We start from the raw sequence: 26,193 nt of genomic DNA, 5'->3' as shown, positions 1-26,193 counted from the left end.
GTTCTTTAAAGGACTCGTCAATCGACGCTTAGAAAAAGAAAAGGCGTGCCAAATCAATCAACAATGGACTGCGGATGTTACCTACATAAAAGTAGGAAACCGATGGGGCTACTTAGCGGTAGTGATTGATGTTTACTCAAAAAAGGTACTTAGCTGGGCGCTAAGCGACAGACTTGATTCAAACTTGACGATGTTCACCATTGTTAAAGCACTCGCTAGTCGAAAGCCTAAACGGGGGCTGCTATTTCATACTGATAGAGGACGCGAGTATTGTGCGGATAGGGTGCGACATTTACTGGCGGAACACGGTGTTGAGCAGAGCATGAATCGGCCAGGGAAATGTACGGATAATGCAGAAGTCGAGTCGTTCTTTAAATCGCTTAAGGGCGAGTTAATCAAAGATGCACCGATTGCTAACTTAAGGCACTTACGAGAGAAGCTCAGAAAATATATTCAGTACTTTTATAATCGAACACGGTTACACAGTAGCATTGGCTATATGTCGCCGATAGCGTTTGAAAAACAATGTACTTAACGAAAGACGTGTCCGTTAAAGTGGATCAACATCANTTAAATCGCTTAAGGGCGAGTTAATCAAAGATGCACCGATTGCTAACTTAAGGCACTTACGAGAGAAGCTCAGAAAATATATTCAGTACTTTTATAATCGAACACGGTTACACAGTAGCATTGGCTATATGTCGCCGATAGCGTTTGAAAAACAATGTACTTAACGAAAGACGTGTCCGTTAAAGTGGATCAACATCACAGAGATGAATGTCGCTGACATGAAAAAACTCTCTATGAGTGCTGAATTTAGCGGAAATATATTGTCTTTGCACAATGGTAACCCAAAAGATAGCCTGAAACTTCATGTTATGAATGATGGTCACACACTTCAGTGCAATATATGTGAACAGGTAGGCCTGCCTAAAATATGGGAAAAACAATCATAACCTAACAAACGAGAATCGCTTGGCGTTCGAGTGACTTAACAGGAATGAACCGGTTGTTTGGGCGCTGGATAGCGTCACAAATGGCAACGGCATCGTTCAGGTTATGCGATAAGGACCGACATACTTTGCGCCCATGATGCGGGTATCGTGGCCGAGCTTGTTGAATTCTCTGGCCCAATAATGTGCCCCACCACAGGCCTCAATACCTATGCACATCGTAGGCATATTTACTAATGTAGCCAGTAGTTTAGCGCGTGAAACGGATTTATGGAGAATGACTTTTCCATGGTCATCCACCGCGTGAAGAGAAAAGTGGTGCTTGGCGAGATCAACGCCACAAAAGAATTGAGTAGACATGGTTACCTCCGGTATTACAGGCTGCACCTAAGTGTGGCAGATCTTCAAGAGGAGGAATCCATGTCATTCGTTATACCGTTTTTAGGCTCAGGAGGGCATTTGGATATTTTTAATAATCGAGAGTTAGCTACAGCTACTCTGGTCATTGTTGTCTTCATTTGGGCTTCCATAAAAAGTAAGGAAGTTCTACCGGCTATAGAGTTAGTCCTAAAATCTTTTTGCCAAAAAGCCATACTGATAACCATAGGCACTCTGCTTTTATATATTTTAATTGTCGTATATTTACTTTATAGCATGGATGTTTGGAATGTAGGACAACTTAAAAATACGATACTGTGGTTTGTGTTTATTGGCTTTGTTCAGCTTATGAATACGACTAAGATCACCGAGCCCAAAGAGTACTTGAAAGCATCGTTAAATTCTCAGGTTAAGCTGATTGTACTAATCGAGTTCCTAGTAGCATTTCATTCCTACGGTTTTATAACTGAATTATTTCTAGTAACGACAGGTACACTATTTGCGTGTTGTAGTGCTTTTGCTAGAGGTAAACCAGAGTATAAGCAAGCACAAAAAATATCTGACTATATTTTAGCCATAATGGGAGCTTTTATTTTCATCGACTCCATCTTAAATATATATAATGAGCCAGGTAAGTTTGTCAGTGTTGATACATTCCGGGATTTCTTGGTTCCTATGTTGCTGTCTGTATCTTTACTACCATATGTGTATGTATTTTATTATCTTTTGGCTTACGAGAGAGCGTTTGTTATAACCCATATCTATACTGACTCTAAACGACTTCAACGGTACGCAAAAATACGCTCATTTGTTGCCTTCAAAGGGAAGCCTAGTCTTATCCATAAGTGGGCGATCTACTCTTGTACTCCAGAGTTTGAGTCAAAAAAAACGATCCGAACTTCAATAGATAAATTCAAAGAGCAGCAGCGTGAATCAACGGTATAACAAGTAAGAATAAGTGTCGCGCAGTCGACACTTTATTTGGGTGCTGAACAAGCCTGTTTCTTTATTAAGTAAATAGTTTAAGTTCGCATAGGTAGGCGCTGCGTCTGGCACTTTTTTCAGCGCGAACGCAGCCAAGAAACAAGCGGATACATTGTTACTTAAAAAGTGATGATTGGCGAAATAAACACCACAAAAGAATTGAGTAGACATGTTTGCTTCCGGTATTAAAAGCCGCACCTAAGTGTGGCAAATCCTCAAGAGGGGGAATCCATGTCATTCGTTATACCGCTCATCACGTGAGAGTGGAGTTTCTATAATATTTTAGTGAACAATATATGCTAGCTTTTGCCTAAGCTATCAATTGTTTACATCAAATATGAGATATTCCCATGAAATGTTTATTAAGTTTTCTGAAATTGAGGAAAGCTGCATTTAAAGAGAAAAAAGATATAGTCATTGAGTACCTTGATGAGTGTATATTTCACGCTCAGAATATTTTATTGTCAGAAGATCTTACGAGTATTTATACACGACAATCTCGGTTGTTCATAATGATACTTTAACAATTGATATGTCAGGTTACTTGACAGATCTAGAAATGGAAAAGATTAGACTTGCTTTTGTAGCTCTACGAGTTTATTTCCATGCAGCATCGCATGAAAGTGAATTGGATAAGCAATTAGAACAGGATTACCAATTGAGATTAGATGCTTTTAATAACTATCTATACCCTAGTGAAATGTGGCATCGCAGTTCTTATGAGGCTTATATGAAAAAGCTTGTGGTTGATAAAGAATCGGAAGCAACAATGAATAAGCAACAAATTGAGAGCCGTATTAGGGCAATTAAAGAAGTGTGCTTAGACGAAGTTCAGTGTTTACATGATTCTCGTATTAACTGGCTTGCAAGACGTCATACAATACTAAATACAGCGGTATAACAAACGAGTATGTCATCAATTACTAAATTTTGGCGAGGTTTTTTTATTTCATATCACGCCGTCTCTGATCATTAAATTTAAGATTGCCACCATCTTACGCAAACAGAAATTTATGGCGATTTTTTTAGTCATTCATCGCGTGAGTCTAAAAGTAGTGCTTAGCGAGATTAACGCTAAAAAAGAATGAGTAAATATAGCTACCTCCGGTATTAAAAGTCGCACCTCAGTGTGGAAGATATTCAAGAGGGTAACCCTGTCATTCGTTATACATTTAGATAGAGTAGTGCTAATGAAGTTTAAAATAGCAGATAAAAGAACAAGAAATTTGTATCTAGGGCCGCTTAGTGTTTTTATGTTTTGGCCTTCTTTGATATTTTTTGGTTCATGGTTTATGGGTAATGTAATTAGTCTTGAGTATCTCCTTTATGTTTGCCTTTTTTGCTCTGTTCCTGCGCTATTAAACTATAAAGGAAGATGCGATTTTAAAAACTACGCTGAAAATCATACCATTGAAGTTTCAGGCAAGGGATTAATTTCTTATGAGCCTGACACACAAGAAATCATGGAGTGGGAAAGCGTTAAAACGATCAAGGTTAAGCGTTCAAAGGGAAAGGTAAAATCTATAAAAATCTTTGGTAACCATGGGTTAACGGCTGATTTGTCAAGATACGAAGATTTAGATAGGCTCTATGATGAACTGAAAAATGTGATAGAGGCAGGGCGTTGGAGATAGGTGTATAGTGGGTTAATTGGACTCCCGCTCTAAACAAACCACTCTTTAGCTGACTGATTAGTAGCGGGGATAACAAGAGTCGCAATACGATTGTCGGGTTTTATTTAGCTACCGAAACTGCTGATTATTCTTTGGTTTTGATCGTATTATTGCCCGAGGTATTATCTCTACGGCTATTCATTGCTATTCTGAAATTCAGGATATTGCTCAAGGAACTCAATCATATCGAAAGGCATAACTGTTGATTGTCGGTTGTACCATTTTACAAGCGATTTTACGTTGAGTGCATCAAATTCATGCTTAAAGTCGTCACTGCGATATACATTCGATAGCTCGAGCCACTCGTCTAAGTACTGTGTATCTTTCGATTCAGAAGTATATGCTAACAATGCAGAGTTGTAGGAGGATAGCTCTTTTCCCCAGCAATCAATTTCTGCTAGATGTTTAATATAACCAGCTGCTGCTACTTTTTCGCTTCGACTAAGATTAACAAACCAGCTTTCCTTGATAGGCTCTAATGGTTGACGATTTTTACGGCAATTACTTGCTTTTTCTTCTAGTGCAGAATAAGTGCTATCCATTTCGGACTTTAAAAATTCTTCCCATGTAAGGGCATGGCCTACAATAGGAAGGCTTATCAGTAAAAGTAAGGTGACTTTTCTACAGTGCATTAGAAACACATCTCCAAAATTCATAATCTTTTCCTGTTGCATTTAATGCTGTCATATCAGCGTGATCTTGCAGTCTACGGCGCCGAATAATTCCTACACTTTTAAATGCATCAGCGAAACCTTTCCAGTTATATATACTAATATTAATACCTGTGGATACTACTGATGCTGAACCCTCAATAATAACTGAACCATTTGCACTTCTTGATGCAAATAGTTGAAATAGTGGAACACCAGATAAGACTGCTTCAAGTACATGGGCAGTATCGATTATCCTGTTCATTTCCTTGATTCCATCAAAGCTATCTATTATTGCAAAAATCACCTTTAAAGCTTGATACTGGCATACCTGTTCCCTGTGAGTCATTATCTCGGTATTTAAAAGTAAATACTTACAATAGTCGCAGAAAGCCTTATGATATTGGAGCATCATCACGTAAATATCAATTTTGGGGATACACCCATGCACCTAACTTTCCGTCCTATCAATCTTGAAACCGATTTTGCTTATTGCGTGGCTGCACGTCGGGACGCTTTTGTGTGTAGCTTTGGTTCCGATGAGGGGGGAGAAGATTTTTATCAGTATTGGTTGCCGGCGTAGATACTTATTCGCGCCAATATGCGATTATGGCGCGATAGAACGTTTCAGTAGGCGAGTGGTTTATGACACTGATATGCCGATCAAAAAGGCTCAATGTGCGACAGTTTATACTCGACGATGCGCCGTTTATTGTGGAGCTGCTTAATGATGCGTCGTTCATTCGCTATATCGCGGATAAAAAGGTGCGTACTGAGCAAGACGCGATCGAGTATCTCCGTCACGGGCCGCTCACAAGTTATCAAGCACATGGCTTTGGCCTGAATCTGGTAGAACGGCGGGAAGATGGTGAGCCCATCGGCATGTGCGGTGTGCTCAAGCGCGATGAGTTAGCATATCCAGATTTAGGCTACGCGTTGTTATCGCGTTATACCGGGAAAGGATATGCCACAGAAGCCGCCGAGGCAGTGCTTGAAGCAACCTTGTTAGCGAGCGGACTGAGTACCGTTCAAGCAGTGACCTTACCGGACAACCAACCCTCAAACCGTTTGCTCGAAAAGCTCGGGTTTCAGCGACAACACCCAATCATGCTTTATGGGCATCGCAACAATCTGTATGAATATACCCGTACCTGAGCGCCGTCAGGTGTTACTGAGCACTGTCACCCTGAACCGTGACGCGGTGCAATCGTCTGGGCGCGTCGCCATAATCGGTTACTGCGTAGTGTTGGGTGGCGCGATTATCCCAGATTGCCACCGAGTGTTTTTGCCAGCGAAAACGAACGTGATATTTCGATTGGCGTGCTTGGTACAGCACCGCAAACTCAGTGTCTGACAGCTGGGATAAATCGACATTATCGACTTGCGCCCCTAACGTATTGCCTAAAGGGGTTATCTTCATTTGAACCATACCTTACCGCCAATAAATTTGTAGGCTGGTGTGCCTCGCATCAGGGTGTCACGCGCAAAGGGCTGTTCGCACTGAGGGCAGTGACACGGCGTGGTGGTGGCATCCTCAACAATCCTTTCTTTAAAGCACTTCACCAAAGCGCCTTTACCACCTTTGCGATATTTAAACAGTGGCGCATTACAACGTTTACAGAAAATATCGATGGTTTTGGTGGGGCCTTTTTTATTCGGTTTTGCCATTTTTACTGCTCGATCTTCACCACATGCCGAAAGCTTGATAGTGACGAGTCGAGCGTAGGCTGTCAATCAGCTATGGTTTGGTGACGCTTTACGTTATTAACGCTCTGCGTTACTATTGGGTTTATGATTCGAACGTTTAAGTGCAAAGATACTGAAAAGCTAGCACAGGGAAAGCGGGTAAAGCGCTTCGCCAATTTTGAGCGAGTCGCGCTTAGAAAATTGCGCCAGCTACAAATCTCAAGCGATTTAGATGATCTCAAAATACCGCCTGGCAACAAACTAGAGCCGCTAAAGGGTGGTCGTAAAGGGCAATTTAGCATTCGAATCAATAATCAGTTCCGCATTTGCTTTCGTTGGGTTCAAGGTGGTGCGGAAGATGTCGAAATTGTTGATTATCACTAGGAGGTCGCTCATGCGTACTGTAGAAGCTGTCACACCGGGCGAGTTGCTAAAAGAGGAATTCCTGACTCCCATGGGGATTTCGCAATATCGTTTGGCTAAAGAAATCGGAGTGCCCGCACAGCGTATTGGTCAAATTATTGCTGGTAAACGGGCTATAACGGCTGATACAGACCTGCGTTTATGCCGTTTTTTTGGATTATCGAAGGGCTATTGGCTGCGTGCTCAAATCGCCTATGATACTGAAATTACTGAACATGAGCTCGAAGATCAGCTGAATAGTATTCGCCCATGGACAGAAGTCTCGACCATAAACAAAAGCCAACACGGGTGATCGTGTTGGCTATCGTTCCCGCCTCACAGCCAATGTAAGTGCAAAGGGCTTTTTTTGCTTAGTTCGCGATTTTCACGCGGATTTTGCTCTTTGCAACGCTGGCCAGGTTCAGTGCGGCAATTGCAGCGTTGGCCTGGGCATCGTCAGGCATGGTCACGAAAGCAAAGCCTTTGGATTCGCCAGTCTCTTGGTCCAGCACCAGGTTACATTCGGTGACATCACCATACTCAGAAAATAGCTGACGGAGTTCGTGTTCGGTGATGGTGCGAGCAAGGTTGCGGGCTAATAGTTTCATTGTTGTCCGTTAATATCGAGGTAACAGCACCGATTGTGTCAGTAAAGGGGGCAACGACCAAGTAATAGTTTGGCTTTCTTATCGATACGTTAGCCTTGAGTGCTGCTCAGCCGACGTTTATGCGTCGCTTTCTCCTAAGTCATGATTGATTTTATCCAGCAGCGCAATAAGTTGCTGGGCTTGCTGATCATCAATGCTAGGAAACTTACAACGAATCTTTTCAGGAATTTCTGCTGCTTGGTGCTGCAGCTCAATGCCTTTGCCCGTCAATGTTACCCACCGCTTTCGCTTATCGTCTTCGTCTTTCTCGATGGTGAGCAAGCCTTTATCGCTCATCTTTTTCAAAATCTGCGTCATCGCGCCACCATCAATGCCGGTTTTCTCAACCAGATTTGCGATCGCGAGTCGGTTAGTTTCCCACAGCGCCATCATCACTACATATTGCGGATAGGTGAGATCAAGCTCGGTCAGCCAGGTTCGGTAGGCGCGCGAAATACCGTTGGAGGCCTTGTATAAGCGGTGACAAATTTGGCTATTGAGCTTCAATTGGGGATAGGTCATGGCTTGTCATTGTCCGTGTGTCTAGTGAGTATTTTATTTTGTACGCAAAGTATTTGCAATGCTGGGTTATGCGATCTAGTATTTTGCATGCAAAATAAATAACACAAGCCGTCTTCACCGTGTTTGCTCAGTGCGATAGAGCAAGCCGCAAGTGGACTGAAACACAGGAGAGTGAAATGAAAGAGCTACAAAGTGTTGCCTATACAGCAAAAGCCACCGCTACTGGAGGCCGCGAAGGGTCTGCAAAATCTGATGACGGACGTTTAGATGTGGCGCTTTCCACGCCTAAAGGTTTGGGCGGAAACGATGGCGAAGGCACTAACCCTGAGCAGCTTTTTGCTGCCGGCTATGCGGCGTGTTTTATTGGTGCGCTGCGTTTGGTGGCGGGTAAAGCAGGCGTCACCTTGCCGGAAGACACCCACATTAACTCAGAAGTGTCGATTGGCCCCATTGATGGTGGTTTTGGTATTGCCGTGAAGCTGGCAGTGTCTGTTGGCGATCTAGATAAAGACACCGCGCAGTCATTGGTTGAGCAAGCGCACCAAGTATGCCCGTATTCCAATGCGACACGTGGCAATATTAGGGTTGAATTGTCAGTGATTTAACCTAACTGGCACGCTATGATAGGGAGCGCTGTGTAGCAGGGCTCCCTTTTTTATGCCTGTCTTTTAACGGAGCAGCGCGTTGTTTGGTGCTCCCTAACCTCGGGTGCTCAGCATTGACCGCTCAGACTATTGACCACTACAACTAGCGCACAGCCCTATACCAATAACAAGGATGATGAGAACTGGTATGTCAGAAACCACCACAAGTCAGCTCACCAAGATAAGCGTCGCTCCACTGACTGATGAGGATATCGACGGTGTTCGCCAGGTATCGTTACCTGACCAACAAGTAAAGTTTGCGGGGACCGCTGACGAATTTCTTGCTGAGACCAGCGAGGCTATTCACCGCCATGGGATCAAGCGATCGGGCGAGACGGTAGGCTTTTTTAAACTCGATACTGACTATGCGTCTCAGTATGACTTTTGCCCGCCAAAGACGTTGGGTCTGCGCATGTTTGTAGTGGATGCGCGTTATCAAGGGCAAGGTCTAGGCACCGGTGCGGTTAAAGCCTTGCTTGAGTATTTGCCCGTTGCTTACCGTGATTTCAATTGGGTGTATCTAACTGTGAACTGTCAAAACCCGGCCGCTAAAGCCTGTTACCAAAAAGGCGGCTTTACTGATACAGGTGAGCTGTATTGGGGCGGCGCGGCAGGGCCTCAGCATATTATGTATGCTGCGATTGACGCCGATAATAAGGGCAAAGCGCAATGAGAAAGGGCAGAACCACAACGTTTGGTCATACGCGACAATGGCTTAGGGCAGGCTTAGACTTGCACACGATTTGCCAACAGACAGCTCGAATCATGAGTGTGTTGTTTGTCGGGGGGCTATCAACGGGGGCCTATGCGCAAGGGTTGGATTTTCGCGTTGAAACCGGCGGGGTGACGTTTAGCAAAAATGATGTCAGCATCCCCGGAGATACTGGCACTCGCTTTGATATGACCGATTTAACCGGCCGATCCGCAACGCCTTACTTGCGTTTGTATGGCACGTATCAGTTCAATCCCCAGCACGCGGTACGCCTAACCTTTGCGCCTCTCTCTGTCGATGGTCGTGGCACGCTGTCAAAAAGCATCCAGTTTCAGGATCAGCGCTTTGCCGATGGGCAAGCGATTGACGCGGATTATCAATTCAATACCTATCGTGCGACATACCGCTGGACGTTTTACGATCAAGGCCCTTGGCAGTGGGGCGTCGGTGCTGCCGCCTTGGTGAGAGATGCTGAAATCACCCTCGCGCAAGGTGAAACAAAAGCAACGAAGTCCAACGTTGGCGTGGTGCCCTTGTTGCATGGGTATGGTCAATATCGTCTATCCGATCGCGCGGCGTTGATCTTGGATGTGGAAGGCGCGTGGTCACCCATGGGACGAGCGGTTGATGCGGCGCTGATGTTGGAGTATCACCTTGGCGATGGCTGGTATGGCGCTCTGGGTTATCGCACCCTAGAAGGCGGGGCGGACAACGATGAAGTCTATAACTTTTCTTGGCTTCACTATGGCCTAGCCAGCCTCCGGTACCGGTTTTAAAGATTCAAGCCTGATTGTGGGCACGAGTGGGCTATGTCTGGTAGTTTAATGATCATGAGGCTGGCTGAAAAGTAAGCGTGAAGGTCAGGCCGCCTTGGGCGTTGGCTGCAGCTCGTATTTTACCATTTATATCCCGCACGTTATTGGCTGTGATTGCTAATCCTAACCCAAGTCCCTCACCGATTTTCTTCGAGGTGACAAACGGCTCGAACATGGTCTCCAAAGCCTCTTCTGACGCCCCGCAGCCGTTGTCACTCACCGTCAGTTCGACTGCCTTTTTGGTGGGCGTGACCACAAACACCAAAGTCGGCGAAGCGGTATTTGCCATCGCATCGCATGCGTTAGATATCAAGTTTCCTAGGATTTGTAATAACCTTTGTCCTTCACCGAGTATCATGGGGGTGTCGTGAGGCATACGCACCCGCACATCAATGTCTGCCAACTGAGCTTGATACACACGCAAGGTTTCGTTGAGGGCATCGGGTAAAGAAACGGCATGCAGGTGGTGCGGTTTGTTGTAGGCGAAGGTTTTGAGTTGGCTGGTCATATTAGTCATACGATCAAGCAGCTTTTGCACCAGCTGGTTATTGGCTTTAACTTTTTCCGTCTCGCCGCGTTCAGCGAGCAAGGTATTGGTGGTAAGTAAGGTGCGAAGGCCGGTGAGTGGCTGATTAAGCTCATGAGTAATAGCACTGGACATTCTCCCTAAGGCGGCCATTTTGCTGGTCTCAATCAGTTGCGCTTGTGCTTGTTGCAGCGCTTGGGTGCGCTCTTCCACGCGCTCGGTGAGTGCTTGGTTCATCTGCTGGAGTGACTGTTCGGCTTTTTTGCGTTTGCTAATGTCAATCAACGTCGCTAGGTAGTATTGCTCATCATGCCAAGGGAAACGGGTGAGTGAGAAAAGCGCAGGAAAGACGCTACCGTCGCTGCGACGTGCCATGGTTTCAACCGCATTGAGCTCAGCCAATTCATCGTGCTTGTCGAGATTTTTCAGCAAGGTGAGGGTGGTGGAGTGTGGATTGCCGGTATCAAACAACTCCCAAGCAAAAATGCGGTGATGATTGTTTTCTGGCAAGCCAAATAGCCGCTTGGCCATCGGGTTAAGATCATACAGCGAGCCTTGTTCGTCAATGAGCAATAAACCGACTTGGGTTTTATCAATCATTTGTTTCAGTCGGCGCTGCGACTCTTGTAATAGGCTTTGAATTCGCTGCTGGTGACGGTGTTTCTGCCGTCGTTGTTGGCCGATGATCAACAATAGAATGACGACAAGTAAGACGGTTGCCACTCCCCATGCGAACAAGTTTGCGGTGTCTTTTATCGGTTTATAGGGGGTCAGGTAACTCACTGACCATTTAAGATCGTCCAATTTTACCGTGTGGCCCAAAAAAGGGGTGGCATTGAAGCGCCACTGGCTAATGGCGGTACTGTCGTAGAGGTAGCGCGTTTGTCTCTTCACTGTTTGTTTATTGTCTTGCGTTGATGCTTGTGACCCGTTCAGTCGGGCTGCGTTCAGTCGGGCTGCGTTCAGCTGGGCTGCATTCAGCCAGTCTGCACTGTACTGGCTGCTGCTTGAGAGGAAAAACCGCTGTTGCCGATTTTGCAGCAGAATGAGGTCATCACTGGCGATGGGTTGCTCAGTAAGGAAGCTAAGGTCAATTTGTACTACCACAATGCCGGCGATGTTGAGGTCATCAAAAACAGGGGCAGAGAGGTAATAAAGCGGCCCATAGCCTTTGGTTTTATTCACCAATGACACACCTTCACCTTGACGTAGCACTTGCTCGACGATTGCCAACCGGTCGGGACGGCTAAAGCGCTCATCAATTAGGCTAGAAGCGAGCACGTCACCTGATGTTGAGAGCAGTGTCCAGCCTTCGGTATTGGCCGCTTTATCGAGCTGTGTCAGTTTCACTTGAAAGGCGGCGGTCTCGCGGCGCTCTCCTTTCACAATTGCCAAGGTATCAGGGTGGTTGGTAAGCAAATAAGGCAGGTGATAAAAGCGCCTTAAGGCACGGCGAACGTCACCGATATAGTTTAAAAGTTTGTTCTGTACCTCGGCGTGTGTTTGCACACTTAATCCTTGATAGGCTGCTTCGCGGCTGATCCCATAAAAGAAAAGCACCAACACCCCAGAGAGAAACAGTATTGCCCAGGTTTTCTTGCTGTCTTGGTGGGTACGGTGATGATTCTGCATAGTGTGCTCTGCTCTGACGTCCGTTTTAGACTGCGGTGAATAGCAAAAATGTTAAAGCGGTGTGATGAGAAAGTGAGAGCTAGATCCTTTTCTGCTGCGTGGCTTTTGCTACCGTAATGAGTCACTTATCACGGATGGTTTTCTCATGACGGTACAGACACTCCCGCGCATTGCCTTGATTGAAGATGACGATATTGTTCGTCACACCACCTGCCAGTGGTTAGAGTTGGCAGGCTTTGAGGTTGAGCCATTCAGCACGGGCCAAACAGGGCTACAAGCTGTATTACAGTATCCGTTTGATGCCGTGGTCAGTGACGTCAAGTTACCGGATGTTGACGGCTTATCTATTCTTACCGAGCTAGACCAGCATCAGGTCGCGACACCTGTGCTGTTTATTACAGGACACGGCGATGTGGATATGGCCGTGGGAGCGCTGCAAAACGGGGCGTTTGATTTTATTGAAAAGCCTTTTGAGCCCGAGCGTTTGTCTCAGCGCGTGACTGAGGCCGTCGACAGCTACCGCCAACATGCCTCGACACAAGAGCGACAAGCCTATTTATCGCGTATTAGTGGATTGGAGAAGGTACTGATTGGCCAAAGCCGAGTGATGCAACAACTTCGTGAGCAGGTGGTAAAGCTGGCGCGTATCGACACCAATGTGATCATTTATGGGGAAACGGGGTGTGGCAAAGAGCTGGTGGCAACCAGTTTACACAATGAAAGTGCGCGACAAGCCCAGCGTTTTGTGCCGATAAACTGCGGCGCGATCCCGGAAAACTTATTTGAAAGTGAGCTGTTTGGCCATGAGTCAGGGGCATTTACCGGCGCCAATCAGCGTCGTATTGGTAAGTTCGAATATGCGCACAAAGGGACCTTGTTTTTTGATGAAGTCGAGAGCATGCCGGCAAGTATGCAGGTGAAAGTGTTGCGCGCGCTTCAAGAGCACACCATTGAAAGAGTGGGAGGGAACCAGTCGATAGCGATCGATACGCGGGTGATTGCGGCCGCTAAAGCCGACCTCAATGACCATGAAACCTTCCGACAAGATTTGTACTACCGTTTGAATGTGGCACAAATTCACCTTCCATCCCTAAGAGAACGTGAAGATGATGCGTTGATCTTGTTTGAGCACTTTACCCGTCAGACCAATCCGGAGACACGCCTGGCCAGTGAGGCGGATCGGCACGCCATTTTGTCTTATTCATGGCCGGGTAATATTCGTGAGCTGCGCAACGTCGCAGTACGGTTTGCCTTGGATGATGGTATTTCAGTGATGGAAATACTGTCCAATCGCCCTTCATCGACCATGGAAGCCGTTCAATCGGATGTTCCGCTTTTAATCCAGCTACATAACTTTGAACGCAAGATACTACACGAATGCTTGGTGGCACATCAAGGGCGTATTCATGAAGTGATGTTGGCGCTCGATTTACCTCGCCGTACCTTGAACCAAAAGATGAAGAAGTTTGGGCTCAACCGCGCAGATTACACTTAGTGCGTCGGCAAAAAATTGCTCAGTACTATTTCGCCAGCAAGCGCTCCGCGATCACACTTTGTTTACGTTTTGTGACGGTCAACTGCTTATTGAAGCGGCACTGTGAGCAAGATTTTGCTTACTAGCTGAGCGGGAAATAAGAAAAATCTTGCTCATTATCGATGAGCTCTCCTAATAATTCTAATATTAACAATAACTTAACTGTTGGCACTCTCTTTGCTATCCATGTGTTGCTGTTAACAAACCGTTTAGTTTTTGTAAACCAATAACGCAGCCCTACATGGAGAGTAACAATGAAAATCAATAAGCTATTTAAAGCACTGACGTTTGCCGTGGCCTCATTTAGCGTCGCCTCCACCGCGGTCGCAGAAGACCGAAGCTACATCCTCGCAACAGCCTCTACTGGTGGCACTTACTATCCTGTTGGTGTCGCGCTGGCGACGCTGAGTAAGGTCAAGCTGGCGCCTAAGCATCATTTTTCGCTATCGGCAATCAGCTCTGCTGGTTCAGGTGAGAACGTGAAACTGCTCAATGAAGACGAAGCGCAATTTGCGATTTTACAGGGATTGTATGGTGCGTGGGCCTGGTCCGGCGAGGGGCCGTATGCAGAAAGTGGCCGCCAAGATCAACTGCGCTCAGTGTCTATGCTTTGGCAAAACGTTGAGCACTTTATTGTGCGCAGTGAGCTGGCAGAAACCGGTACCGTGAGTGATTTAAACAACCTTGCGGGTGAGAAGTTTTCTATCGGTAAGAAAAACTCAGGGACCGAGAACTCAGGTCGTCAGATTATGAAAGGACTAGGCGTGGAGCCGGAATCCTTTAATTTGGCTTACATGGGTTATGGCGGCAGTGCCAGTGCACTACAAAATGGCACCATTGATGGTATGAACACCCCAGCCGGTGTGCCGGTTGGTGCGGTTACTCAAGCGTTCGCGGCATTGGGGAATGACATTTCCATCTTGTCTTTTACTGACGAACAAATCAAAGCGGCCAACGGTAAATACAACCTTTGGACTAAGTACGAAATTCCTGCCAACACGTACCCTGAGCTAGATAAGCCGGTCACCACCATTGCCCAACCTAACTTCTTGGCCGTGCGCAAAGATCTCTCCGATGAGGATGTGTATCAGCTCACCAAGGCTATTTATGAGAATCTGTCTTTCCTTCAGGGCATTCATAAGGCCACTAAAGCCATGGCCATTGAGAAAGCCATCGCCGGTTTGCCTGTGCCGCTCCATCCAGGTGCAGCACGTTACTATCAAGAAGTGGGTATCGACATCCCGTCTGAACTGGTAATGGAATAACGCGATAGCGCTCCGGGGTTGCTCGGAGCGCTTATCGAGATCAAAGGTTGCATGGAAAAACAGACACTGCTTGGAGTAAAGGGATGAGCGAGCCAGTTGAGCAAGAGCCAGATGAAACAGCGTTGGAGAAATTTGAATTGCCCACACGCGATGACTTTCCGTGGGTGACCACCACCATCACTGTGCTGGGCGTGGTGTTGTCTGTATTGCACATTTGGTTTAACACCTTATCAACGCTTCCCGAGTTATGGATTTCGGCGACCCACTTTGCGGGGTTTGCGGTGATTTGTGCGCTTTGGTACCCGGCACATATCTCTTTGAAGCGGAGTAAAATAGCGCTGGCGGTCGATATTTTTATCGCGTTAGGTGCAGTGGCTTGTCTGCTGTATATCCCTTATGCCGAAGATGCGTTATACGCGCGTGGGGTAAAATTTGTTACTGCTGATTGGGTATTCGCCAGCTTAGCGATCATCATCGTGGTGGAGCTGATTCGTCGTACCATGGGATGGTTTATTCCCATTCTGATTATGGTGTGTTTGAGCTATGTCGTGCTGTGGGGCGAGTGGGCGTCGGGGATCTTCCATTTTCCCGGACTGAGTCTAGAAACCCTGTTATATCGCAGTTACTACTCTTCGGAAGGCATGTTTGGCGCGATTACCCGGATTAGCTGGACGTTCGTGTTTATGTTCATTTTATTTGGCGCCTTTCTTGTCCGCTCTGGGGTTGGAGATTATATCATCAACGTGGCCCGTGCGGCGGCGGGTAAGATTATTGGCGGGCCGGGCTTTATTGCGGTGATTGGCTCTGGGTTAATGGGGTCAGTGTCAGGCTCGAGCGTGGCGAATACCGTATCGACCGGGGTGATCAGTATTCCTTTAATGCAAAAAGCCGGTTTTCCGTCGCGCTTTGCCGCTGGGGTCGAAGCATCGGCTTCAACTGGGGGGCAATTAATGCCGCCCGTAATGGGGGCTGGAGCGTTTATTATGGCCTCATACACCCAAATTCCTTACGTTGACATTATTGCTGTATCACTGGTTCCTGCGCTGATCTACTTTCTCTCGGTGGGCTTTTTTGTGCGCATTGAAGCAAAGCGCAGCGGCGTGCAAAAGATTGTCACCACCGAAGACTCATTATTGATGGTGCTTCTCCGCGGTTGGCATAATCTAATCCCGCTTGCGGTGCTTGTCACCTTACTGATTAAAGGTTTCACACCCACTTATGCCGCCGGCATTTCGATTATTTCTGTGATTTTCGCTTCCTGGTTTTCCAAAGAGTACCGGATGGGGCCGAAAGCGATCATCGAGGCCTTGTCGCAAGGGGCAAAAAATATGGCCACCACCGCTATCTTGCTCGTGGGCATTGGTTTGGTGGTGAATGTGATCAGCACCACGGGTATCGGTAATACTTTCTCGTTGATGATTGATGGTTGGGCAAACGGTGATCTGTTTATGATGCTGGTGCTAATTGCTGTCGCCTCGTTAGTGTTAGGGATGGGATTACCAGTGACCGCTGCCTATATCGTACTGGGCACCTTATCGGCACCTGCTCTGTATAAGCTGATTGCTGAAAACCAATTGTTGGAGCTTTTAGTATCAGGCCAGCTTCCCGAGCAAGCCAAGGCGATATTTATGTTGGCAGCCCCAGACAAACTCGATCTTTTAAATGCGCCGATGACCATGGAAACCGCCAAGCAAATGGTCGCTTTAGTGCCAGCTGACTTTATGGAAACCTTGTTAGAGCAAAGCTTAGGGTTGGAGGCGGTCAGTTTGGCTCTGCTAGCTGCGCACTTGATTATCTTTTGGTTATCGCAAGACAGTAACGTGACCCCGCCGTTTTGTTTGACGGCATTTGCGGCGGCCACCATTGCCAAAACGCCGCCGATGCGCACCGGGCTGATGGCGTGGAAAATTGCCAAAGGCTTGTATCTTGTTCCTTTGCTGATTGCTTATACTAGCCTAGTTAGCTGGGATATCGCCTCGGTGTTAGAGGTTGGCTTTTTTGCCATTATTGGCACATATGCCTTAATTGGCGCGATTGAAGGATATCTTGAAGGGCCGATTAACTGGCTAAGCCGCCTTTGCTTATTAATGATTGGTGCCTTGTTAGTGTGGCACGATATTCCGCTATGGCTTCGTTTGTTGAGCGTCGTTGGGTTTGTTGGCCTGTTTGTATACAGTGGGCGCAAGTATCAGTTGCAACAATCTCAACTGCCAGTGTCATGAGGCGTGTATGAAATATGTTTATGATTATGTAGTTGTCGGTGGTGGTATTGTTGGCGCGTCTACGGCTTGGCAGTTAAAGCAGCGATACCCAGACTGCTCCGTGTTGCTGGTGGAAAAAGAGGCAAGCGTTGCCCAACATCAAACCGGGCATAACAGCGGCGTGATCCACGCGGGTGTCTATTATCCACCAGGCAGTTTAAAAGCCGATTTCTGTAAACGAGGAGCGGCGCTGACCGTTGAATTTTGTGCCAAGCACGATATTGCGGTCGAAAACTGCGGCAAGTTATTGGTCGCTACCAACGAGCAAGAGATGGCTCGGATGCAGGCGCTCTATGAACGTTGCTTAACCAATGATATCGACGTGCGCTGGCTGGATGCGGCGGAGCTTCATTCGCAAGAGCCCAATGTTAAAGGTTTAGGTGCCATTGCGGTGCGCGCGACCAGCATTGTTGACTATCGGCGGGTGACTGAGCAAATGGTGTGTGAATTTGAAGCGCTCGGTGGTGTCACCCAACTCAGTACAGAAGTGATTGGAGCCAGCGAAGCGGCTGAGCAAGTGACCTTGCACTGCCAAGCAAGCGGGGAGCCGCTAACGATTCATTGTCAGTTTGTGGTGACATGCAGTGGGTTGATGGCAGATAGAATGACCCAAATGATGGGGATCCCAACCGCGTTTCAAATTATCCCTTACCGCGGTGAGTACTATCAACTTGCGAGCCAGTACCAAGGCTTTGTGAATCACCTTATCTATCCGATTCCCGATCCCGACTTACCTTTTTTAGGCGTCCATCTCACGCGGATGATAGACGGCTCCATTACGGTGGGACCTAACGCGGTGCAAGGCTGGAAGCGAGAAGGCTATGGCAAGGTCAATCTCAGTCTAGAAGATACCTGGCAAATGCTAACGTTTGCGGGCTTTTGGAAAGTGACCATCAATAACTTAAAGACTGGCTTGGTCGAGCTGAAAAACTCGTGGTGGAAGCCGGGCTACGTCAAACAAGTAAATAAATACTGCCCGACAATCAAAGCTAAGGATTTGAAGCCTTATCCAGCGGGGATCCGAGCTCAAGCCGTGCTAAATGACGGCACCTTGGTACACGACTTTCTGTTTGCCGAAAGTGCGCGGAGTTTACACGTGTGCAATGCGCCATCGCCAGCCGCGACCTCTGCGATGCCGATTGGTGAATACATTTGTGACAAGGTGACGCAAAAACAGCAGTGGCTCAGTAGTGAGGCTGATTAGCGTTACATACTGGAAAGTGAAAGCCAGCGCCTACTCGTGGCCGCTGGCTCTTACTTTGATTATTGGTAACCCACAGTAAATGCTTGTTGCAAATGCTTAGGGATTTCGGCTTCATCAAGCATGGCGACCGCGAAGTCTTCCATCGAAATGCGAGATTGTCCGTCACTATCTGTCACTAAGGTGTCTGTCCCCAATGTGTACTGACCGGTGCGTGTGCCAGGTGCGATCATGGCGGCAGGTGAGAGGTAACTCCAAATCACATCTTGGCTGGTGAGGCACTGCTCATATTGCACTTGGCACGCGCGCGCAATCTCAACCGCTGAAGCAGGGAGAAATCCTTCGGCGTTTAACACGGTTTCACCGTCAGTGCCCGGAATCATCAGTCGAGCGGCACCGCCGACAATCAGAACGCGCATTTGATGGTGGGCTGCGCCTTGAACGACTGCTTGGGTTAACACAGGTAATTGCGCTTCTTCGCCTGTCGGTGGACGTAACGCCGTAATGGCAAGATCATGACCAGTCATCACCGATGCCACCTTGTCCGCATCGCTCAAATTGGCGGCGACAGGTTTTACGCCGTCGGGTAGCCTGCTTAATGCTGCCTCGTTACGTGTCACTGCCGTGACCTTATGGCCGCGTTGCAACGCTTCCGACACAATTCGACTGCCAATATCGCCCGTGGCACCAAATACGATTATATTCATTGCGTTAGTCTCCATGTTATGAGTCCTGTGTGTCCTTTTGCCGCGCAATAGCCAGTAAAAAGGTGGCTGTCATACGCTTTTGGTTAAACCATGCTGAACTGATTAAGTTGTGATTAATTATTTATCTTGATGTAAAGATAAATACCAAAAGTCTTCACGTCAAGATAAATATGTGGATGTTTTTTTATTGAAGAAGACAGAGGGGAGCCAATGGAGATAGCGATCCGGCAAGGATGGCCGCTTGAGCAAGCACAAAACGTCGCTGAGTTATATGAGCAGGCGTTTGGGATGAAGTTCGCACGGGCAATTCCTAATCAGGCAGCACGCGTGGCGGTGTTGTCTCAGTGTTTTGTCCCAGACTTTTCGTTTGCCGCTATGCAAAACGGCAAGGTGGTGGGGTTGGCTGGGTTTCAAACTCAAACCGGCGCACTGACACAGGGCATGGGCGCGAAACAGTTGATCGATAGTTTGGGGACCATCAAAGGCATTTGGGCCTGCGCGATATTGGCGCTGTTTGAGCGTAAAGCGGCACACAATGAATTGGTGATGGATGGCATTGCTGTTGATAGCGCGATACGTGGTCAGGGGGTTGGCTCCCAATTATTGGATGCCATTATGGATTATGCCCAAGCGCATGGCTTTGAAAGCGTTCGATTAGATGTCATTAATAGCAACCCCAGAGCCCGCAAGCTTTATCAAGCCAAAGGCTTTGTCGCCACTAAAGAAGAGCGTTTTCCGCACCTAAAATGGCTGGTTGGCTTTTCAGGCGCCACCACCATGGTCAAGGCGCTGAACTAAAACAACAAGAGAGACAAGGATGTTTATTTCTCAATATCAATGAGATAGCCTAGTTCTATGATAGGAATAGGAACAAGCACATGGAATTAGTCGTCCCCACACTCAATCACCAAGCAGCCTTTACGCGCTTTTATGATGATTTTGCTCAGTTTGATCCCGAGAATGCCGATTACTATCGGCCGGGAAAAGATGATTTCGCCACTTACGTGACGCGGTTATCGGATGAGGCATTGGGTAAAAACCTTCGTAAAGGTTATGTGCCGTGTAGTCATTTTTGGCTGCTTGATGCTGAGCAACAAATCATTGGCGCGATTCGGATCCGCCATCACATTAATACGCCATTCCTATCTCAAGAAGCCGGACACATTGGTTACGATATTGCGCCGTCATATCGTGGACGCGGATGCGGCAAGCAAATGTTAGCCTTAGCGCTGCCCAAGGCAAGAGAGCTGGGGATCACTCGCGCTCTAATTACCGCGAATGAAGACAATATGGCATCGCGCAAAGTAATTGAAGCCAATGGCGGCACGTTGGAAAACATCATCAATGGTGAAGTGTTCAATGAATCATTGGCGCGGTACTGGGTGGATATTAATGGATGATTCCCCGCGCGTAGACCAACTCGACAGCGATCGTCTGTTGCTGGTGGCACCCAATATGACCCATCAGCCTTTCATCTTAGAAGCCGTGTTGGAAAGCCAGCACACCCTTGCTCCTTTTATGGATTGGCTGCCGCACGCGCTGACCGAATCGAGCTCGATTGAAAACACCCAACAAGCGATTGATAACTTTGATATGTTTATTAATGAGCTACGCTACTCGATTTTTGAAAAGTCGACGGGGCAATTGGTGGGTGTGATCAGCTTAATCATCCGCAACATCGCGATTCCTTATTTTGAAATAGGCTATTGGCTGCGGAGCTCCAAAGAAGGCCTTGGCTATATGAGCGAAGCGGTGAGGACGCTAGAGCGGTATGCGTTTAATGACCTTAATGCCAAGCGTGTCGAAATCAAAACCGCCTACGAAAACACCCGCAGCCGCGCGGTAGCCGAGCGTTGTGGGTATCATCAAGAAGCGATGCTTACCAACGACCGTATCCTACCTAGCGGCACGATTTCTAGTACTGTGGTATACGCCAAAGTGGCGGCATGCAATAAGACTGAGTGAGTCAGTTAATCTCGCCTTTTTTTTCATCGTCACGTAAAGTAGCGCTTTTATTGGCTAGCGAGGCTAGTCGTGTACGTTGTGCGCCCAACCAAAACGTGAGAACGAGTATGCAAGAACAACCGAATAACCCACTTCACGGACTTAGCTTACAAACCATTTTAACGCGACTGGTAGAACACTATAGCTGGTCCGGTCTTTATCAGCGTATTCGTGTGAATTGCTTTCATAATGACCCATCTATTAAATCATCGCTTAAATTTTTGCGCAAAACGCAGTGGGCGCGAGATAAGGTCGAAGGCTTGTATATTGATACCTTTTGCTAAGGATAAAATACACGGATTGGTTATCAGGCGGGTTCACGGTAAATGATTGATTTTAAATAACTGTCGTTAAGGTGTCGGGGCGCTGTCGTGGTAATGTCGCCCCCATTTTGCATAGTGTCGATAGGGAAGAGCACAAAGGAGCAAGGATGAACGTGAAAGCACTCAGAGTTCAAAAAGGGTGGTCGCAAGACCAATTAGCACAATTCAGTGGGCTCAGTGTTCGAACGATTCAACGTATCGAGCGCGGCCACAAACCCGGATTGGAGTCGCTGAAATCGTTGGCTGCTGTGTTTGATATCGACATTACTGATTTGCAAAAGGAGACAGACATGCAGGCAGATACTTCAATGAGTCCAGAAGAAAAAGCAATCACCAATCGCGTGCGCGCCCTGGGTGGGTTCTATTCTCACCTGACTCGCTATGTGGTCGTGATGGCGATTTTGTTTATTATCAACTGGCAAGTCAGCCCTGGCTATTACTGGGCTTGGTGGGCCGCAATGGGATGGGGGATTGCAGTGGTCAGCCACGGTGTGAATGCACTGGGCATTGTCGATCTCTTTGGTGACAAGTGGGAAAAGCGTCAAATAGAGAAACGCATGAACGCGCGGTCAAAGCGCTAACCCTTCCCTGATAACGCCGAGTGAATGTGCCTCGGCGTTTTTGTTTATCGCCCGATAACGGGTATGCTCATTAAGATGCCGCTTGTCGCTGCTGGAAGCGCGTTGCGTGCTCGACTAGGCCCTTAAACAGCGCACGCTGACAGCCAAGATAAAGCAAAAATTCTGGATGCCACTGTACCCCCAGTGTATAAGGGCGGTTGGGCGACTCTATCGCTTGTACAATACCATCTAAATCACGTGCGCTTACCGTTAAATCCTCGCCTAACGCGTTAATCGCTTGGTTGTGTAGGCTGTTTATTTTGCGTCTGCCTTGCCCCAATCGTTGCTGTATATGGCCGTTAACATCACGCAATATACACAAGGTTTTCATCGGGAATATTGTCCAGCGATGAGAGGTTTTCTTGCGCTGTTCGCGTAAGCTTTGGTGCAAGGTGCCGCCTAAACAGATGTTGAGAAGTTGCGCACCACGGCAAATGCCCAACAGCGGCTTTTGACTGGCTAACGCGCTTTTGATTACTGCGCTCTCTAGTTCATCACGTTCGGGATCGTAGTTTGGTTTCACTTCGGGCTCAGCAGCATACAGCACAGGTTCAACATCGTGGCCGCCTGTGATCACCACACCGTGATAATCATCAGGCTTAAATATTGAACCTGGCCGCAACTGCAAGGGCTGCCCGCCATAAAGACGCACCGCGGTGGCAACGAAAAAACGCGGTAAGAAGGCACCTTTGTCGGGGCCGGTTATTGCGATAACGGGTCTACCCATAGCGTATTCACTTTCTCCGCCCAGTTATTGGTAATACGTGATAATGGATCGTTTAAGTGAGCAAGATAAGCATCACAGCAAGCTGTCAGTCGTTCTGGATCTGCGGCAAGTTTCTCTACTTCTACCCAATCATTCCATGCCTCATGGATCCCCCATTGTGGACGACTTACTTTGCTATCCGGTAAACGATAGTGAAACGTGGGGCGCGCTTTTGTCAGGCCATCATTGAGCGCCTGATTCACTTGTTTCTCATCGAGGTGAGTGAAGAGTGGCAGCATATCTAGCGCACGATTACGCGTCGGATTATCAGCAAGGTAATCGGCAATCAAGGTGTCGCGATCGGGCCAATAATCGTGCGCGAGAACACGCGTGATATACGCTTTTGGAAACGGATCGACATAGCTTGTGAGACGACGGGATAAATCAATATCGGCACGTTTAATTAGCCAATCATACAAGCATAAAAATGCTTTCAGATGCGCGTTAATAGTGTGAGCGGATAAGTCGGGCAGTTCGGGATTAAGCTGCATCCCAAATGCATAGACAGGGCTGTCCTCTGTGCCTTCTGCACCTTGTTGTCGCAGAAACTCAATCAGTCTATCGACGTCTTGAAGTCGATCAAGCGGAAGCGGTGGGCTGACTATTTCGACCGGTACGACCATTTTAGCTGCCCAAGCTAAAACTTCTTCCGCGGATTGGTCAATTTGATTGGCGAGAGTCTTCTCACTTCGATCGTTCCGTCCAAGGCGTTTTAGCTTGGCGTAATCAAGCTCTATGATCCAATCACCCGCATTGTCACCGGTTAGTTTTCGGTCGTAACGGCCGCCATGCTCAACCGTCAGGGATAAATGTTTTGCAACGAGCTGTGCAATGGTGTCTAGCTCCATACCACTCAATTCAAGTTCAACACCGACGCAGCGCGTTTCTCCCTCTGCATTGGTGGTATGAGGGGGTGTTTTTAACGGTGAAGGGGACGCATTCATCAATGGAGCCTCACTTATCGGATAAACATATGAAATACATGGGGGTCACGATGCGCTGATTAAAGGGAAATCGCCTCGATTTGTTCGGGAATTAGCCTAAACAAATCGCAAATATAATGCTCTTTGGCTTTCATCAGCCAATACGATCTGCCGCCCAGCTTGTTAAAGCCATTCGTTTTACATCGGCAATGGCTTCATCTGGCAGTGAGCTTTTTATCCCGACTTGAATGGTGTCGTCATGATAAAGATAAAGCCGAGAGAGAAACTGCTCAAAAGGTAGCGACGCTTCGCCGTATTGTTCGCCTTTTCCTTGGGTGGAAACAACCACTTCATTCCCCCAATCTTGGCCACTGTCGTTATTCGGGTTATAAAAATAGACCCGCATCACGTTGTCTTGGTCGAATGCGACACGAATCAAAGTAACAGCGTGCCATCCAATAAATCGCCCCTGACTGCTTGTCACTGCAATTCCAACGGGTTGAGGATGAATGACAGGAATGTTGCCATTGTATAAAGGATGATAGCTACGATAAAAACGCTCGATAAAGCAATCGAAATCTTTGAGTAGGCCTGTTTTAACGTCAACCGCAATCATAAATTCGCGCCCGACATACCAGCCGTGAAATTCGGGGTTTATCCATTTGTGGGGATCTTGCTCTCGACTGACGCAGCAACGGCCCATTTCAATATAAAGCTTGTCGAGATGAGGGACGAGGACCACGGACACAGGATCGGTGTCAAACGGCAATGCTGTGCTTAGGCCTTGTAGCAACGTGTGTGAGTCCAATGTTTTACCTTCAAAGTGCATGCGTAAGCTTGTATTACAGGCGACTTGAACGATACAGTTGAGTAGATAATCGGGATCATTATAGGCCCACATTGAGATGGCTCGAGCAGATTGGCAAGTTGGATTGTTTCCTTGTGCCACACCAAGCGGTTGACCAAGCACTGACATCACGCCTGCAAGAAGATGTACCCGCGCCGGCAGTTGATCGCCAAACGCGAGGGTTAGGCTGGCGGCAACATCCGGATGTAAATTTAAATAAATTTGCCGCCATAGACTCGGTGCGACGGGCGCGTCAAACAATACCCCACGCTCAAGCAGCATCGCCAGCCCATAGACTGCTTGTGCGGTCTGCGGATAGACAGCTTCTTGAATTAATGTGTGGACCAATTGACGATAGGTCACGAGACAATCTACCCCTATATTACTGAGCCCTAGCGCGGTGGGGAGTATGTCACTGCCTTGGTTGTCGAGTAGCCAGCGTAAGAAGGTGGCGTGATAGTCAGACGCCAAGCCGACATCGTGCATCGCGCGTGCAAAGCCCATCGCCTCCTGTTGGAGGGAGTTGTTATCCATGGCGTTTAGTCGTTGGCAATAGGCATCGAGCCCCGGATCGTCATAGCAACCTTGAGTCGGGCCATATAGCGCGCTTACCAGACGGTCAATCCCGAGTTTTGCTTCACCAAGGTTGACTTGCTCTTGAGACACGAGAATGGATATCTGGGTGATCATCGCTTTTATCGGATTGACCTGAATAGGGCGTTGGGCTAGAACGCGCCAGACTTCATCAACTAACTCACTAAGAATGGTTTCGTAGCCTAAATGCGTGAGAAGAAACCGGTATAGTGAACTGATAGCGGGTGCCATCTCACCAAGGCGGATACGACTAGTTTCGTCGGTGATCCCCATGATGAGTGACAAATTAAGACTGAGTACTTTGGCAAGAAACTGATGAGCCTCTTGGGCTGAGAAAGTCGAAGGGGGGCTCTTACCCTCAACAATAGCTAGCATTCTTAATTGGCTGAGGCAATCTAGTAGAACGGTGGCTTTGTCCGCATGTGCGAGTGTTGCCGGCACTAAATTGGGTAATAGGTATTCTGGGTGATCCCAGTCTGTACCTTCAAAGAGACCAGCTGCATTGAGCGTATGGATACGCGTATATAGAGCGCTAATGCCGTCCTCTTGCGTCAGGACTTGCTCACAGATATCAATCACGTGAAACTGGCAGCTTGGTTTATCAATTGAACTTGCCTGATCAAGCTGCACCACAGCATGATCAAGGTTTTTTAGTAAGCTCGACATATCAATGATGTTCTTTCCTGCGCTGTATCAGTGGCGCTTGCCAGCCCATGGATAGGCATGTGTTAACTACCTTCACCTGGGTTGGTCGTCAGCCTACAACGTCCTTTTGTGCCTGATTATAGTCAAACTACTATTACACACTTCAGAGAAAATAGTAACCATAAGCCCCCTTGACCACTATCGCTACTGGCGCAAAGCTTGTAACTTAAGGGTGAAAATTCAACAGTTTTAACAACAAAACAAAAAATAACATCATTC

The 26,193-nt window shown here is 47.4% G+C and carries 30 protein-coding genes and 3 pseudogenes; 21 read left to right on the top strand and 12 right to left on the bottom strand.

The features are described from left to right. Together BZG75_RS02615 and BZG75_RS15665 are read left to right on the top strand one after the other, a co-directional pair. A partial coding sequence (locus BZG75_RS02615) for an IS3 family transposase (RefSeq protein WP_108742867.1) occupies positions 1-535 on the top strand: 535 nt, incomplete at its 5' end. A 49-nt stretch (positions 536-584) separates the two neighbouring features. Next, positions 585-734 (top strand): annotated as a pseudogene (locus BZG75_RS15665) (IS3 family transposase); the annotation flags it as partial. 232 nt (positions 735-966) lie between these two features. Here the strand turns inward: BZG75_RS15665 and BZG75_RS02600 are convergent. Next, positions 967-1,313: pseudogene (locus BZG75_RS02600) on the bottom strand (IS110 family transposase); the annotation flags it as partial. Between the two features lie 60 nt (positions 1,314-1,373). Here BZG75_RS02600 and BZG75_RS02595 point away from each other — a divergent pair. From BZG75_RS02595 to BZG75_RS02580, 3 genes are all read left to right on the top strand, one after another. After that, positions 1,374-2,276: a hypothetical protein gene (locus BZG75_RS02595; RefSeq protein ID WP_242413572.1), complete on the top strand. Its 903-nt coding sequence runs from the start codon at positions 1,374-1,376 to the stop codon at positions 2,274-2,276. 598 nt (positions 2,277-2,874) lie between these two features. Beyond that, positions 2,875-3,216, top strand: coding sequence for a hypothetical protein (locus BZG75_RS02585; RefSeq protein ID WP_131825129.1), 342 nt, complete (start codon positions 2,875-2,877; stop codon positions 3,214-3,216). Between the two features lie 289 nt (positions 3,217-3,505). After that, on the top strand, positions 3,506-3,949 hold the full coding sequence (locus BZG75_RS02580) for a hypothetical protein (RefSeq protein WP_077576081.1): 444 nt from the start codon (positions 3,506-3,508) through the stop codon (positions 3,947-3,949). Positions 3,950-4,122: 173 nt separating this feature from the next. Here the strand turns inward: BZG75_RS02580 and BZG75_RS02575 are convergent, their stop codons facing one another. Together BZG75_RS02575 and BZG75_RS02570 are read right to left on the bottom strand one after the other, a co-directional pair. Further along, a complete protein-coding gene (locus tag BZG75_RS02575) occupies positions 4,123-4,644 on the bottom strand; it encodes a hypothetical protein (protein ID WP_077576080.1) in 522 nt (173 codons plus the stop codon). Then, the gene (locus BZG75_RS02570; RefSeq protein ID WP_131825128.1) at positions 4,610-5,056 is read right to left on the bottom strand and encodes a hypothetical protein; all 447 of its coding nucleotides are present in this window, start codon (positions 5,054-5,056) and stop codon (positions 4,610-4,612) included. The genes BZG75_RS02575 and BZG75_RS02570 overlap by 35 nt, the downstream gene beginning before the upstream one ends. A gap of 27 nt (positions 5,057-5,083) precedes the next feature. Between BZG75_RS02570 and BZG75_RS15295 the strand changes: the two genes are divergently transcribed. Both BZG75_RS15295 and BZG75_RS02565 read left to right on the top strand, forming a co-directional pair. Further along, positions 5,084-5,221 carry a hypothetical protein gene (locus tag BZG75_RS15295; RefSeq protein ID WP_158009953.1) on the top strand — a complete coding sequence of 46 codons (138 nt, stop codon included), beginning with the start codon at positions 5,084-5,086 and terminating at the stop codon, positions 5,219-5,221. Between the two features lie 62 nt (positions 5,222-5,283). Continuing rightward, positions 5,284-5,793 (top strand): GNAT family N-acetyltransferase, encoded by a 510-nt coding sequence (locus BZG75_RS02565; RefSeq protein WP_077576078.1) that lies wholly within the window; start codon positions 5,284-5,286, stop codon positions 5,791-5,793. 13 nt (positions 5,794-5,806) lie between these two features. Here the strand turns inward: BZG75_RS02565 and BZG75_RS15505 are convergent. Beyond that, positions 5,807-5,959 (bottom strand): annotated as a pseudogene (locus tag BZG75_RS15505) (TauD/TfdA dioxygenase family protein); the annotation flags it as partial. A gap of 95 nt (positions 5,960-6,054) precedes the next feature. Further along, positions 6,055-6,306, bottom strand: coding sequence for a hypothetical protein (locus tag BZG75_RS02555; RefSeq protein WP_077576076.1), 252 nt, complete (start codon positions 6,304-6,306; stop codon positions 6,055-6,057). Positions 6,307-6,429: 123 nt separating this feature from the next. Between BZG75_RS02555 and BZG75_RS15660 the strand changes: the two genes are divergently transcribed. Both BZG75_RS15660 and BZG75_RS02545 read left to right on the top strand, forming a co-directional pair. Beyond that, positions 6,430-6,708, top strand: coding sequence for a type II toxin-antitoxin system RelE/ParE family toxin (locus BZG75_RS15660; protein WP_077576075.1), 279 nt, complete (start codon positions 6,430-6,432; stop codon positions 6,706-6,708). A 10-nt stretch (positions 6,709-6,718) separates the two neighbouring features. Further along, complete coding sequence (locus tag BZG75_RS02545) at positions 6,719-7,039, top strand: HigA family addiction module antitoxin (RefSeq protein ID WP_077576074.1); 321 nt, start codon at positions 6,719-6,721, stop codon at positions 7,037-7,039. Between the two features lie 58 nt (positions 7,040-7,097). On the opposite strand, the gene BZG75_RS02540 is transcribed toward BZG75_RS02545, so the two are convergent. Both BZG75_RS02540 and BZG75_RS02535 read right to left on the bottom strand, forming a co-directional pair. Then, positions 7,098-7,334 (bottom strand): RNA recognition motif domain-containing protein, encoded by a 237-nt coding sequence (locus BZG75_RS02540; protein WP_077576073.1) that lies wholly within the window; start codon positions 7,332-7,334, stop codon positions 7,098-7,100. A 117-nt stretch (positions 7,335-7,451) separates the two neighbouring features. Then, the gene (locus tag BZG75_RS02535) at positions 7,452-7,895 is read right to left on the bottom strand and encodes a MarR family winged helix-turn-helix transcriptional regulator (RefSeq protein WP_077576072.1); all 444 of its coding nucleotides are present in this window, start codon (positions 7,893-7,895) and stop codon (positions 7,452-7,454) included. 176 nt (positions 7,896-8,071) lie between these two features. On the opposite strand from BZG75_RS02535, the gene BZG75_RS02530 reads away from it, so the two are divergent. The 3 genes from BZG75_RS02530 to BZG75_RS02520 all read left to right on the top strand — a co-directional run bounded on the left by BZG75_RS02530 (position 8,072) and on the right by BZG75_RS02520 (position 10,027). Continuing rightward, complete coding sequence (locus BZG75_RS02530) at positions 8,072-8,500, top strand: organic hydroperoxide resistance protein (RefSeq protein WP_077576071.1); 429 nt, start codon at positions 8,072-8,074, stop codon at positions 8,498-8,500. Between the two features lie 187 nt (positions 8,501-8,687). After that, complete coding sequence (locus tag BZG75_RS02525; protein ID WP_077576070.1) at positions 8,688-9,212, top strand: GNAT family N-acetyltransferase; 525 nt, start codon at positions 8,688-8,690, stop codon at positions 9,210-9,212. Between the two features lie 92 nt (positions 9,213-9,304). Continuing rightward, on the top strand, positions 9,305-10,027 hold the full coding sequence (locus tag BZG75_RS02520) for a hypothetical protein (protein WP_077576069.1): 723 nt from the start codon (positions 9,305-9,307) through the stop codon (positions 10,025-10,027). 52 nt (positions 10,028-10,079) lie between these two features. On the opposite strand, the gene BZG75_RS02515 is transcribed toward BZG75_RS02520, so the two are convergent. Beyond that, positions 10,080-12,224: a sensor histidine kinase gene (locus BZG75_RS02515; RefSeq protein ID WP_077576068.1), complete on the bottom strand. Its 2,145-nt coding sequence runs from the start codon at positions 12,222-12,224 to the stop codon at positions 10,080-10,082. Positions 12,225-12,369: 145 nt separating this feature from the next. Between BZG75_RS02515 and BZG75_RS02510 the strand changes: the two genes are divergently transcribed. The 4 genes from BZG75_RS02510 (at position 12,370) to lhgO (ending at position 18,488) form a co-directional block, all read left to right on the top strand. Next, positions 12,370-13,719: a sigma-54-dependent transcriptional regulator gene (locus BZG75_RS02510; RefSeq protein WP_077576067.1), complete on the top strand. Its 1,350-nt coding sequence runs from the start codon at positions 12,370-12,372 to the stop codon at positions 13,717-13,719. A 293-nt stretch (positions 13,720-14,012) separates the two neighbouring features. After that, on the top strand, positions 14,013-15,023 hold the full coding sequence (locus tag BZG75_RS02505; RefSeq protein WP_077522253.1) for a TAXI family TRAP transporter solute-binding subunit: 1,011 nt from the start codon (positions 14,013-14,015) through the stop codon (positions 15,021-15,023). A gap of 83 nt (positions 15,024-15,106) precedes the next feature. Further along, the gene (locus tag BZG75_RS02500; RefSeq protein ID WP_077576066.1) at positions 15,107-17,245 is read left to right on the top strand and encodes a TRAP transporter permease; all 2,139 of its coding nucleotides are present in this window, start codon (positions 15,107-15,109) and stop codon (positions 17,243-17,245) included. A gap of 7 nt (positions 17,246-17,252) precedes the next feature. After that, on the top strand, positions 17,253-18,488 hold the full coding sequence (lhgO, locus tag BZG75_RS02495) for an L-2-hydroxyglutarate oxidase (RefSeq protein WP_077576065.1): 1,236 nt from the start codon (positions 17,253-17,255) through the stop codon (positions 18,486-18,488). Between the two features lie 59 nt (positions 18,489-18,547). On the opposite strand, the gene BZG75_RS02490 is transcribed toward lhgO, so the two are convergent. After that, on the bottom strand, positions 18,548-19,192 hold the full coding sequence (locus BZG75_RS02490; protein WP_077576064.1) for an NAD(P)-dependent oxidoreductase: 645 nt from the start codon (positions 19,190-19,192) through the stop codon (positions 18,548-18,550). Between the two features lie 210 nt (positions 19,193-19,402). On the opposite strand from BZG75_RS02490, the gene BZG75_RS02485 reads away from it, so the two are divergent. The 5 genes from BZG75_RS02485 (at position 19,403) to BZG75_RS02465 (ending at position 22,100) form a co-directional block, all read left to right on the top strand. Beyond that, positions 19,403-19,990, top strand: coding sequence for a GNAT family N-acetyltransferase (locus tag BZG75_RS02485; protein WP_077576063.1), 588 nt, complete (start codon positions 19,403-19,405; stop codon positions 19,988-19,990). 80 nt (positions 19,991-20,070) lie between these two features. Beyond that, the gene (locus BZG75_RS02480) at positions 20,071-20,592 is read left to right on the top strand and encodes a GNAT family N-acetyltransferase (RefSeq protein ID WP_077576062.1); all 522 of its coding nucleotides are present in this window, start codon (positions 20,071-20,073) and stop codon (positions 20,590-20,592) included. After that, positions 20,585-21,157: a GNAT family N-acetyltransferase gene (locus BZG75_RS02475; protein WP_077576061.1), complete on the top strand. Its 573-nt coding sequence runs from the start codon at positions 20,585-20,587 to the stop codon at positions 21,155-21,157. The genes BZG75_RS02480 and BZG75_RS02475 overlap by 8 nt, the downstream gene beginning before the upstream one ends. Before the next feature lie 107 nt (positions 21,158-21,264). Beyond that, positions 21,265-21,480, top strand: a complete 216-nt coding sequence (locus BZG75_RS02470; protein WP_077461114.1) for a VF530 family DNA-binding protein — start codon at positions 21,265-21,267, stop codon at positions 21,478-21,480. Positions 21,481-21,626: 146 nt separating this feature from the next. Further along, positions 21,627-22,100, top strand: coding sequence for a 2TM domain-containing protein (locus BZG75_RS02465; RefSeq protein ID WP_077576060.1), 474 nt, complete (start codon positions 21,627-21,629; stop codon positions 22,098-22,100). Positions 22,101-22,170: 70 nt separating this feature from the next. On the opposite strand, the gene BZG75_RS02460 is transcribed toward BZG75_RS02465, so the two are convergent. The 3 genes from BZG75_RS02460 to BZG75_RS02450 form a co-directional block, all read right to left on the bottom strand. Continuing rightward, positions 22,171-22,866, bottom strand: coding sequence for a gamma-glutamyl-gamma-aminobutyrate hydrolase family protein (locus BZG75_RS02460; protein ID WP_077576059.1), 696 nt, complete (start codon positions 22,864-22,866; stop codon positions 22,171-22,173). After that, the gene (locus tag BZG75_RS02455; RefSeq protein ID WP_077457094.1) at positions 22,842-23,849 is read right to left on the bottom strand and encodes an amidoligase family protein; all 1,008 of its coding nucleotides are present in this window, start codon (positions 23,847-23,849) and stop codon (positions 22,842-22,844) included. Before BZG75_RS02455 ends, BZG75_RS02460 begins: the two co-directional genes overlap by 25 nt. Positions 23,850-23,982: 133 nt before the next feature. Then, positions 23,983-25,935, bottom strand: a complete 1,953-nt coding sequence (locus BZG75_RS02450) for a hypothetical protein (RefSeq protein WP_077576058.1) — start codon at positions 25,933-25,935, stop codon at positions 23,983-23,985. Between the last annotated feature and the right edge of the window lie 258 nt (positions 25,936-26,193).

Source organism: Salinivibrio sp. AR640 (genome assembly GCF_001995405.1).
In the GTDB taxonomy this organism is placed as follows: Bacteria; Pseudomonadota; Gammaproteobacteria; order Enterobacterales; family Vibrionaceae; genus Salinivibrio; species Salinivibrio costicola.
This window is presented reverse-complemented; position numbering and strand designations above follow the sequence as displayed.

Excerpts from the sequence above, each read along its gene's own strand:
- BZG75_RS15295 (WP_158009953.1), top strand. The coding sequence starts at position 5,084 with ATGCACCTAACTTTCCGTCCTATCAATCTTGAAACCGATTTTGCTTAT.
- BZG75_RS02450 (WP_077576058.1), bottom strand. The coding sequence starts at position 25,935 with ATGTCGAGCTTACTAAAAAACCTTGATCATGCTGTGGTGCAGCTTGAT.
- BZG75_RS02475 (WP_077576061.1), top strand. The coding sequence starts at position 20,585 with ATGGATGATTCCCCGCGCGTAGACCAACTCGACAGCGATCGTCTGTTG.
- BZG75_RS02595 (WP_242413572.1), top strand. The coding sequence starts at position 1,374 with ATGTCATTCGTTATACCGTTTTTAGGCTCAGGAGGGCATTTGGATATT.
- BZG75_RS02535 (WP_077576072.1), bottom strand. The coding sequence starts at position 7,895 with ATGACCTATCCCCAATTGAAGCTCAATAGCCAAATTTGTCACCGCTTA.
- BZG75_RS02480 (WP_077576062.1), top strand. The coding sequence starts at position 20,071 with ATGGAATTAGTCGTCCCCACACTCAATCACCAAGCAGCCTTTACGCGC.
- BZG75_RS02585 (WP_131825129.1), top strand. The coding sequence starts at position 2,875 with ATGGAAAAGATTAGACTTGCTTTTGTAGCTCTACGAGTTTATTTCCAT.
- BZG75_RS02510 (WP_077576067.1), top strand. The coding sequence starts at position 12,370 with ATGACGGTACAGACACTCCCGCGCATTGCCTTGATTGAAGATGACGAT.
- BZG75_RS02470 (WP_077461114.1), top strand. The coding sequence starts at position 21,265 with ATGCAAGAACAACCGAATAACCCACTTCACGGACTTAGCTTACAAACC.
- BZG75_RS02530 (WP_077576071.1), top strand. The coding sequence starts at position 8,072 with ATGAAAGAGCTACAAAGTGTTGCCTATACAGCAAAAGCCACCGCTACT.
- BZG75_RS02455 (WP_077457094.1), bottom strand. The coding sequence starts at position 23,849 with ATGAATGCGTCCCCTTCACCGTTAAAAACACCCCCTCATACCACCAAT.
- lhgO (WP_077576065.1), top strand. The coding sequence starts at position 17,253 with ATGAAATATGTTTATGATTATGTAGTTGTCGGTGGTGGTATTGTTGGC.
- BZG75_RS02520 (WP_077576069.1), top strand. The coding sequence starts at position 9,305 with ATGAGTGTGTTGTTTGTCGGGGGGCTATCAACGGGGGCCTATGCGCAA.
- BZG75_RS02580 (WP_077576081.1), top strand. The coding sequence starts at position 3,506 with ATGAAGTTTAAAATAGCAGATAAAAGAACAAGAAATTTGTATCTAGGG.
- BZG75_RS02525 (WP_077576070.1), top strand. The coding sequence starts at position 8,688 with ATGTCAGAAACCACCACAAGTCAGCTCACCAAGATAAGCGTCGCTCCA.
- BZG75_RS02575 (WP_077576080.1), bottom strand. The coding sequence starts at position 4,644 with ATGAATTTTGGAGATGTGTTTCTAATGCACTGTAGAAAAGTCACCTTA.
- BZG75_RS02540 (WP_077576073.1), bottom strand. The coding sequence starts at position 7,334 with ATGAAACTATTAGCCCGCAACCTTGCTCGCACCATCACCGAACACGAA.
- BZG75_RS02565 (WP_077576078.1), top strand. The coding sequence starts at position 5,284 with ATGACACTGATATGCCGATCAAAAAGGCTCAATGTGCGACAGTTTATA.
- BZG75_RS15660 (WP_077576075.1), top strand. The coding sequence starts at position 6,430 with ATGATTCGAACGTTTAAGTGCAAAGATACTGAAAAGCTAGCACAGGGA.
- BZG75_RS02465 (WP_077576060.1), top strand. The coding sequence starts at position 21,627 with ATGAACGTGAAAGCACTCAGAGTTCAAAAAGGGTGGTCGCAAGACCAA.
- BZG75_RS02505 (WP_077522253.1), top strand. The coding sequence starts at position 14,013 with ATGAAAATCAATAAGCTATTTAAAGCACTGACGTTTGCCGTGGCCTCA.
- BZG75_RS02555 (WP_077576076.1), bottom strand. The coding sequence starts at position 6,306 with ATGGCAAAACCGAATAAAAAAGGCCCCACCAAAACCATCGATATTTTC.
- BZG75_RS02545 (WP_077576074.1), top strand. The coding sequence starts at position 6,719 with ATGCGTACTGTAGAAGCTGTCACACCGGGCGAGTTGCTAAAAGAGGAA.
- BZG75_RS02460 (WP_077576059.1), bottom strand. The coding sequence starts at position 22,866 with ATGGGTAGACCCGTTATCGCAATAACCGGCCCCGACAAAGGTGCCTTC.
- BZG75_RS02485 (WP_077576063.1), top strand. The coding sequence starts at position 19,403 with ATGGAGATAGCGATCCGGCAAGGATGGCCGCTTGAGCAAGCACAAAAC.
- BZG75_RS02490 (WP_077576064.1), bottom strand. The coding sequence starts at position 19,192 with ATGAATATAATCGTATTTGGTGCCACGGGCGATATTGGCAGTCGAATT.
- BZG75_RS02500 (WP_077576066.1), top strand. The coding sequence starts at position 15,107 with ATGAGCGAGCCAGTTGAGCAAGAGCCAGATGAAACAGCGTTGGAGAAA.
- BZG75_RS02515 (WP_077576068.1), bottom strand. The coding sequence starts at position 12,224 with ATGCAGAATCATCACCGTACCCACCAAGACAGCAAGAAAACCTGGGCA.